General features: G+C 60.7%; 8 protein-coding genes. All 8 read left to right on the plus strand.

What is annotated here, in order from left to right; all coding sequences use genetic code 11:
* Nucleotides 1-171 precede the first annotated feature (171 nt).
* On the plus strand, nucleotides 172-663 hold the full coding sequence (locus WCA53_RS28450) for a hydroxyquinol 1,2-dioxygenase (protein ID WP_423918854.1): 492 nt from the start codon (nucleotides 172-174) through the stop codon (nucleotides 661-663).
* 47 nt (nucleotides 664-710) lie between these two features.
* Nucleotides 711-1,706 (plus strand): hydroxyquinol 1,2-dioxygenase, encoded by a 996-nt coding sequence (locus tag WCA53_RS28455; RefSeq protein ID WP_423918858.1) that lies wholly within the window; start codon nucleotides 711-713, stop codon nucleotides 1,704-1,706.
* A gap of 90 nt (nucleotides 1,707-1,796) precedes the next feature.
* Entirely contained in the window at nucleotides 1,797-3,260 is a 1,464-nt protein-coding gene (locus WCA53_RS28460; RefSeq protein WP_423918863.1) for an aldehyde dehydrogenase family protein, read from the plus strand.
* A 61-nt stretch (nucleotides 3,261-3,321) separates the two neighbouring features.
* Nucleotides 3,322-4,623: an ABC transporter substrate-binding protein gene (locus WCA53_RS28465; protein WP_423918868.1), complete on the plus strand. Its 1,302-nt coding sequence runs from the start codon at nucleotides 3,322-3,324 to the stop codon at nucleotides 4,621-4,623.
* A gap of 24 nt (nucleotides 4,624-4,647) precedes the next feature.
* Complete coding sequence (locus tag WCA53_RS28470; protein ID WP_423918871.1) at nucleotides 4,648-5,370, plus strand: ABC transporter ATP-binding protein; 723 nt, start codon at nucleotides 4,648-4,650, stop codon at nucleotides 5,368-5,370.
* 2 nt (nucleotides 5,371-5,372) lie between these two features.
* Complete coding sequence (locus tag WCA53_RS28475; RefSeq protein ID WP_423918874.1) at nucleotides 5,373-6,080, plus strand: ABC transporter ATP-binding protein; 708 nt, start codon at nucleotides 5,373-5,375, stop codon at nucleotides 6,078-6,080.
* Complete coding sequence (locus WCA53_RS28480; protein ID WP_423918877.1) at nucleotides 6,077-6,943, plus strand: branched-chain amino acid ABC transporter permease; 867 nt, start codon at nucleotides 6,077-6,079, stop codon at nucleotides 6,941-6,943. The genes WCA53_RS28475 and WCA53_RS28480 overlap by 4 nt, the downstream gene beginning before the upstream one ends.
* A 22-nt stretch (nucleotides 6,944-6,965) precedes the next feature.
* The coding region (locus tag WCA53_RS28485; protein WP_423918882.1) for an ABC transporter permease subunit at nucleotides 6,966-7,323 on the plus strand (358 nt) is incomplete at its 3' end.

Raw genomic sequence — 7,323 nt, forward strand, 5'->3', positions numbered from 1 at the left:
AGCCCAACACGCGCCCTGTACACGGATTGGTAGTTTCCCTAGCGTCTTCGGCCCGTACGGACTGTTCGCGAAACGCGAACCTCAAACCATTGCCGCGCTTCATGCGCGGCACTAATCTTCGTCACAAGGAAAGCGTATCGACAAAACACTCACGCATCAAAGGAGATAGTCATGCAAGAGACCTACCTTGGCAGTCTTGGCGATTATCGCAAGGGCTCCATCGAAATCATAAAGGGCAAGGCGGGACATTATGCGATGTCCAACGTATTCGAAGTCGCTAGCCACTCCGCGCCGTACGAGAAGGTCGTAGTCGGCAAGAACCTTAAGTACGTGATCGAAACATTGCTCGCCGAAGGGACGTCCCCGTGGTTCGCCGCGTCGCACGATGAATTCGTCGTCGCCCTGGATGGCGAAATAGACGTGCACTTCATCAAGCCGTCGGCCGGCTCGCTGGTCGATGCGCAAACGGAAGGCAGCGTTCGTCTGGAAGGCGCGCCGTCGGGTCAGTCGATGGGTTTCGTGCGACTGCGTAGCGGCCACCAGGCACTTCTGCCTGCTGGCGCGGCTTATCGCTTCGAGGCGCGCGAGAAGGGCGTGCTGCTGCTCCAGACGATCCTCGGAAGCTGCTCGGTCGAAAAGTGGGCCGACATCTGCATTCAGTGAAAGCGCGCGACGCGCATGTGAATCGACCCATCTCCCCGGAGTGAATCATGGACCAGACAGCATTATTTCAAAGCGTCACCGCTAGCGACCCCGACAAGACGAGCGGCTATCGCACCTTCAAGCTAGGCGAATTCGAATTCAGCCGCGACGCATACTTCGCCACGGTCACCTGGCCGTCGCAGGGCGCGAGGCGCTCGCACCAGATGCACGCCGACGATTTCCTGCGCGCCATGATGCGCGACGTCGCGTGGGGCTTTTTCTACGGCTGGGTCAACTTCGACGAGGTCATCGGCACGCGCAACCACTATGGTCGCGTGGACATGTATGCGGGTGCCTACAACGCGAGCTTCAAGGAAGCCGGCATCGACTATATGCAGCAGTTCGAAGCGCCGGTCATCATGGCGACCTTCAAGGCGATCTTGAGGGACTGGGTCAACGAAGGCTTTGATCCGTTCGCAGCGCCGGAGGAAACGGGTTCGGCGTTCGGCACAAAACATGGTGACAACATCGCGGCTATCGAGCGCACGCGCATTGCGACGAAGCGCATGCCGGGCATGGCAGATGACTCGCCGCTGCGCAACGATCTTCCCGTCAACCGCCAGTTCGCCGATGTAGACCAGGACGAACCGGAAATTCACGCAGCGCCGGGCTTCGAGAAGGACTTGCACGCGTTCAGTCTCTTTAAGTACCTGTCGCGTTCGGATGTGACGTGGAATCCTTCGGTGACCTCAGTGTGCAAGCAAAGCCTGTTCTGCCCGACGACTGAAGAGTTCGTGCTGCCGGTCTTCCACGGCAACGATCGGGTGGAGTGGTTCCTGCAACTGTCCGACCAGATCATCTGGGATGTCGCGGACAAGGACACCGGCGAGCCGCGCGCACGCATCACCATGAACGCTGGCGACATCGCCGCGATGCCAGCCGATATCCGCCACAAGGGCTATTCACAGAAGCGCTCGATGCTGCTGGTCTGGGAGAACGCCACACCCGACCTGCCCAAGCGTTACGAGAGCGGCGAACTCGCGCCGTACCCCGTCCCGCTCTAAACCTCGTCGCTGCTCCGCGAAGGAACGACGCCAGCACCGCTGGCGTCGCGGAGAGCGTTTTGTCTTCAGTTTTCTCCAGGCAGGTCCGACATGCAAACTCAACTTTTCATCAATGGCCGCTTCGTGCCCGCCGAAAGCGGCGAGACGCTGGCGACGCTCAATCCGCACGACAACTCCGTCATCACGCACGTGTCGATGGCCGGGCACGCCGACATCGACAAGGCAGTCGCCGCTGCGAAGGCGGCGTTTCCCAAGTGGAGCAACATGGCGGCGATGGATCGCGGCCGTTTGCTCCTCAAGCTCGCCGATGCAATCGAAGCGAATGCCGACGAACTGGCTCGCATTGAATCGCTCGACACCGGCCATCCGATTCGCGATACCCGCAACCTGGATGTGCCGCGCACGGCCGTTACGTTCCGCTATTTTGGCGGCATGGCCGACAAGTTCGAAGGCTCGGTGATTCCTGTCGAAGCGGGTTTTCTGAACTACATGACGCGCGAGCCGGTGGGCATTGTCGGACAGGTCGTGCCGTGGAATTTTCCACTGATGTTCACGAGCTGGAAAATGGCGCCCGCGCTGGCAGCCGGTAACTGCGTGGTCATGAAGCCTGCCGAACTCACGCCGCTGTCCAGTCTCGCGATTGCTGAACTGATGGCCGAGGTTGGTTTCCCGCCGGGTGTGGTGAACATCGTGCCCGGTCTGGGTCATGTCGCGGGGCAGTACATCGCCGAGCATTCTCAGATCAGCAAGGTGGCGTTCACCGGATCGACCGCGGTCGGCCGCAAGGTGGTGCAGGCGTCGGCTGGCAACCTCAAGAAAGTACAACTCGAACTCGGCGGCAAGGGCGCCAACGTGGTGTTCGCCGATGCCAATCTCGACGCCGTCGTGCAAGGCACCGCATTCGGCATTTTCCATAACCAGGGCCAGGCATGCATCGCGGCATCGCGGCTGATCGTGCACGAATCGATCGCCGAGGAACTGCTCGAACGCATTGTCGGTCTCGCGCGCTCGATCAAGATCGGCGATCCGCTCGATCCGACAACCGAGATGGGACCGCTTACGTCGCTTGCTCATCGCGATCGCGTGCTCTCGTACGTCGATGTCGCACGAGAGCAAGGGGGGCGCGTGTTGTCGGGTGGCCGGGCGCCGGAGCTGCCCGAGCTCGCCAACGGCTGTTATGTCGAGCCGACGATCGTCGCAGCCAAGCCGACCGATCGCGTATCGCAGGAGGAAGTGTTTGGACCGTTCATGACGGTGAGCACGTTCAGCACCGACGAAGAAGCACTGTCGATTGCGAACGGCACCGAATACGGCCTTGGCGCCGGCATGTGGACCCGTGACTTGCAACGCGCGCATCTCTTCGCCCGCCAGTTGAGGAGCGGCATGGTCTGGATCAACAGCTATAAACGCGTCAGTCCTGCGTCACCTTTTGGCGGCGTGGGCGCCAGCGGATATGGACGCGAGATGGGCTTCGAGGTAATGCGCGAATACACGCAGCCGAAGTCGGTCTGGGTGAACGTCGACGCAGCCATTCCCCCTTATTTCCCACGCTGACAATAACCGGGTCAGGCACATAGAAGGCCGGCGCGCCAAGACAAAACTGAAGGAGACAAACATGGACGATTATTTCATCAACGACGCGCGCCGTCGCTTCGTAAAACAGGCGGCGGCCGGAGCGCTGGTCGCAAGCTCGCCAATGCTCACGCGTATCGCGGGCGCTGCAAGTCCGCGCACGCTGAAGATCGGTTATGTCTCGCCGCAAACGGGTCCACTGGCACCGTTCGGCGAGGCAGATCGATTCACCATCGAGCAGATGCAGGCGGCGCTCAAGGACGGGATTGCTGTCGGCGGCAAGCGCTATCCTGTGTCGATCCTGGTAAAGGACAGCCAGTCCAATCCGAACCGCGCAGGGGAAGTGGCGAGCGACCTGATCCTTAAGGACAAGGTCGACATCATGCTGGTCGCGGGCACGCCTGAAACGGCGAATCCGGTTTGCGACGCGTGCGAAATCAACGAGATGCCGTGCGTCTCTACAGTCGTGCCCTGGCAGCCCTGGTTCTTCGGCAGAAAAGGCGATCCGAAGAAAGGTTTTGGCTATACGTATCACTTCTTCTGGGGCCTCGAAGACGTGATCGCCGTCTATACCGGCATGTGGCAATCGGTGCAGACCAACAAGTCCGTGGGTGGCCTGTTTCCAAACGACGGCGACGGCAATGCGTGGGGTGACGCGAAGCTCGGCTTTCCTCCCGTGCTTGCGCAAAAGGGCTTTGCACTGAAGGATCCGGGCCGCTTTCAAAGCATGACGCAGGACTTCTCGGCACAGATCGCAGCGTTCAAGCAAAGTGGCGCGCAGATCGTGACCGGCGTGGTGATTCCTCCTGACGCCAAGAATTTCCTGGTTCAGGCGCGTCAGCAAGGCCTTAAGCCAAAGGTCATTTCGATAGGCAAAGCGCTGCTTTTCCCGACCTCTATCGAAGCCCTCGGCGATCTCGGCGACGGACTGTCGACAGAAGTCTGGTGGTCGCCTTCTCATCCCTTCAAGTCGACGGTGACCGGACAATCTGCGCGCCAGTTGGCCGACGCGTACGAGAAAGCGACCTCGAAGCAATGGACCCAGCCGATTGGATTCGCGCATGCATTGTTCGAGATTGCCGTCGATACACTCAAGCGTAGTAAGGATATCGAATCAAACGAGTCGATCCGCGATGCACTGGCGTCGACCAGGCTTGATACGGTGGTGGGCCACGTAGCCTGGGGCAGCGGGCCGGTCAAGAACGTGGCCAAGACGCCGCTTGTCGGCGGCCAGTGGCTTAAGACGCAGGGGACCGCGCAGCCACATCGCTTCGATCTCGCGATCGTCAACAACCAGCTTGCGCCCAGTGTTCCTCTGTCGGGGCCGCTCAAACTGATTAGCTAGTCGCTTCACGGCGTGGGAGTTGCAATGAGCCAAGTGATCAGATTGACGAATGTGTCGAAGAGCTATGGCGCACTGAAGGTCATTGATGACATCAGCTTTTCGATTGAGAAGGGTGAGACGTACGGCATTCTCGGCCCGAACGGCGCGGGCAAGACGACGCTGCTTAACCTCATTAGCGGCGACACGCGTCCCGAAACCGGCACGATCGTGTTCGACGGGGTCGACATCGGCGACCTCGCGCCGCATCGACGGTGCGTGGCTGGCATAGGACGCTCGTATCAAGTGCCGCGTCCGTTTGGCGGGATGACGGTCTTCGAGAACCTGCTGGTCGGGGCAAGCTTCGGAGGCGCACTCAAGGACCACGATGCCGCGCGGCTGTGCGTCGATGTGCTGGAGCGCACGGGGCTTTCGCGTCGAGCGAACCAGTTGGCGGGCACCCTGACCCTGCTGGACCGCAAGCGGCTCGAACTTGCCCGGGCACTCGCCACGAGGCCGAAAGTCTTGCTGCTCGATGAAATCGCCGGCGGCCTCACGGAGCCCGAAACGCACGAACTGGTTGACGAAATTCGTCGCGTCAAGGAGCAGGGCGTGACGATCGTCTGGATCGAGCATGTCGTGCACGCGTTGCTTGCTGTCGCCGACCGCTTGCTCGTCATTCACTTCGGCAAGTATCTTGCGCAGGGCGCGCCGGCTGCCGTGATGGACGACCCGGAAGTTAGGCGCGTCTATCTGGGTCTGGAGGGTTGAACATGTCGGCATTACTTGAAACGAGTGGTTTGAGCGCGTTCTACGGGGATTTCCAGGCTCTGTTTGGCGTGGACGTCTCAGTTGGAAGCGGCGAGGTCATCGCTTTGATCGGCTCGAACGGTGCAGGCAAGTCGACCTTTCTCAAGGCGCTCGCCGGACTGTTGCGCGTCCCCGCGCCGCAGATCGTGTACAAGGGCGAGCAGATCGGCGGCATGGCGGCGGCGCGCGTCGTGGCCAAGGGTATCGCGCTCGTGCCAGAAGGGCGGCGACTGTTCGCGAGTCTTTCGGTCGAGGAAAACCTGATCCTCGGCGCATATTGTTCGCGACCCGGGCGCTGGAATCTCGATACCGTCTACGCGCTCTTTCCTGCGCTAAAGGAGCGCCGCTATCGCCCGGCGACGGCGCTGTCAGGCGGCCAGCAACAGATGGTCGCGCTTGGGCGCGCACTGATGAGCAATCCGGACCTTCTCATGTGCGACGAACTATCGCTCGGCCTCGCCCCGGTGATAGTAAGGGAGATTTATGCAGCGCTACCTGCGATCGTCGCCGATGGCATGAGTGCGATCATCGTCGAGCAGGATGTGCAACTCGCGCGCCGCGTGTCCAAGCGGTTTTACTGCTTCCAGGAAGGCCGCGTGTCATTGTCGGGTGCCTCGGCGGAGGTCTCCGACGAAGCCATCACGCAGGCATACTTTGGAGTGACGTCATGAGTTCAATCGTCAACATTCTATTGCAGGGCGTTCTCCTGGGCGCGCTCTATGCGCTCTTCGCGATGGGGCAGTCGCTCGTGTTCGGCGTGATGCGCCTGACCAACACCGCGCATGGGGACTTTATCGTGCTGCTGGTGTTCGTTTTGTTTGCACTCACCAGTTGGGCTCATGTGCCGTTGTGGCTGGCTATTCCCTTGTTGATCGGGATCGCGTTCGGTGCGGGTTACGCGGTGCAGTACGCGGTGCTTAATCGTGTGAGCGGCCGTGATCCGCTGCCATCGCTGGTAGTCACGTTCGGCCTTTCGATCGTCATTCAGAACCTGCTGCAAGAAGTATTTTCGGCTGATCCACGCTCGCTCGCCACGGGCGGTTTCGAGTCGATGAGCATTGCGTTACCTGGCGGAATCGCGCTTGGGCTGCTGCCTCTGCTCACGCTTGGTGTTGCGGTGGCAGCCACCCTTGGCTTGCAGTGGCTCTTCGGGCGCACGCCGCTCGGCCGCGCGTTTCGCGCCACCTCCGATGACCGCGAGGTCGTCCAACTGATGGGTGTATCGCCGCGCAAGACCTTCGCTCTTGCCATGAGCATTGCGTTCGTCCTGATGGCGCTGGCCGCGGCGTTGTACGCCATGCGCACAGCGGTCTCACCATCCGACGGCCCATCATTGCTGCTGTTCTCGTTCGAGGCGGTGATCATTGGCGGGATGGGGTCGTTCTGGGGCACGTTCGTTGGCGGAATCGCGCTTGGGATCGCTCAGCAAATCGGCTTTTACATTGACCCGGGCTGGGGCATCTGGCTCGGCCACGTGTTGTTCCTCACCGTGCTTAGCGTGCGGCCACGAGGCATTTTCCCCAAGACCGCCTGACGACTGATAATAGGTGAGCCAAATGAACATACGTGAACGGGACTTTCAGGTCCTGCGTGCGACGACAGCGAGCAGAGTGGCTATGTTCGTTATCCTGATTATCGCTGGAATCATCGCAAGCCTTCCTTATTGGGCCGGTCGAGATACCTTGCACGACTTCACACAGATCGCCGCTTATCTGGTCTTCGCGATGATGTGGAATCTGCTCGCGGGCTACGGTGGAATGGTGTCGATCGGACAGCAGGCTTACTTCGGGATCGGTGGCTACGTCATGCTGGTGCTCGCGAAATACTGCGGGGTGTCGCCCTTTCTGGCCGTTCCGGTCGCGGGGGTTGTCGCGGTCGTGATCGCGGTGCCGGTGTCGCGCATTGCGTTTCGGC

Source organism: Caballeronia sp. (genome assembly GCF_049581465.1).
Taxonomy (GTDB): domain Bacteria; phylum Pseudomonadota; class Gammaproteobacteria; order Burkholderiales; family Burkholderiaceae; genus Caballeronia.

Excerpts from the sequence above, each read along its gene's own strand:
- WCA53_RS28450 (WP_423918854.1), top strand. The coding sequence starts at position 172 with ATGCAAGAGACCTACCTTGGCAGTCTTGGCGATTATCGCAAGGGCTCC.
- WCA53_RS28455 (WP_423918858.1), top strand. The coding sequence starts at position 711 with ATGGACCAGACAGCATTATTTCAAAGCGTCACCGCTAGCGACCCCGAC.
- WCA53_RS28460 (WP_423918863.1), top strand. The coding sequence starts at position 1,797 with ATGCAAACTCAACTTTTCATCAATGGCCGCTTCGTGCCCGCCGAAAGC.
- WCA53_RS28465 (WP_423918868.1), top strand. The coding sequence starts at position 3,322 with ATGGACGATTATTTCATCAACGACGCGCGCCGTCGCTTCGTAAAACAG.
- WCA53_RS28470 (WP_423918871.1), top strand. The coding sequence starts at position 4,648 with ATGAGCCAAGTGATCAGATTGACGAATGTGTCGAAGAGCTATGGCGCA.
- WCA53_RS28475 (WP_423918874.1), top strand. The coding sequence starts at position 5,373 with ATGTCGGCATTACTTGAAACGAGTGGTTTGAGCGCGTTCTACGGGGAT.
- WCA53_RS28480 (WP_423918877.1), top strand. The coding sequence starts at position 6,077 with ATGAGTTCAATCGTCAACATTCTATTGCAGGGCGTTCTCCTGGGCGCG.